General features: G+C 57.8%; 1 protein-coding gene. It reads left to right on the top strand.

The window, feature by feature from the left end; translation table 11 throughout:
- Nucleotides 1-24: 24 nt before the first annotated feature.
- Nucleotides 25-574 (top strand): hypothetical protein (locus tag NKH36_RS34745; RefSeq protein ID WP_352966325.1); only part of this gene is annotated, 550 nt, incomplete at its 3' end.

Genomic DNA, 574 nt, shown 5'->3' with positions numbered 1-574 from the left:
AATCGGTGACCTATATAAAGGGGCATGTCCACGCGCCGAAAAATCAATGCAACAGCGAAGCTGATTGGAGAGTGGCCTTTAACCCCGGCTGCAACGCTTGGATCGTCCGTCAGAGCGAGGGGTATTTTTCTCGAAATACGCGCCCGCCTTCCAATGGAGTTCAGGAAACTGCTCCATATCGAGTCCCGCGTGCTTACCCTGCGCCTGTCTGAGGGCGCCGAGAATGATGTGCAGGTGGTATTCGGGATCGTATCCAAAGCACTGCAGAATATCGAAGACCTGCCCGTAATCCCCCGTGAAATCGAGGACATTCTGACGATCTCGACGGCCGAACGGCACCGCTGGCTGAAAGATGGTCGCTTGCAGAGCGCCGGGACGAAAACGGTGAAACTCCGCGGGCGGGCAAGGAACATCACCTTTCACGTGTTCGACCCGCAGCACGTGGAGGATGTGCTTGACCGCGACCTGGTTATGGTCTGGCGCGAACAGGACGCAGCGACAGCTGCAGAGAATAGGCGGCGAGCCGCGGGGAAGGCCGCTATGAAACGTGCTCAAAGAAGCGGTCGCGGAACTG

Source organism: Mesorhizobium sp. M1312 (assembly GCF_040318115.1).
Classification (GTDB): Bacteria; Pseudomonadota; Alphaproteobacteria; order Rhizobiales; family Rhizobiaceae; genus Mesorhizobium.
This window is presented reverse-complemented; position numbering and strand designations above follow the sequence as displayed.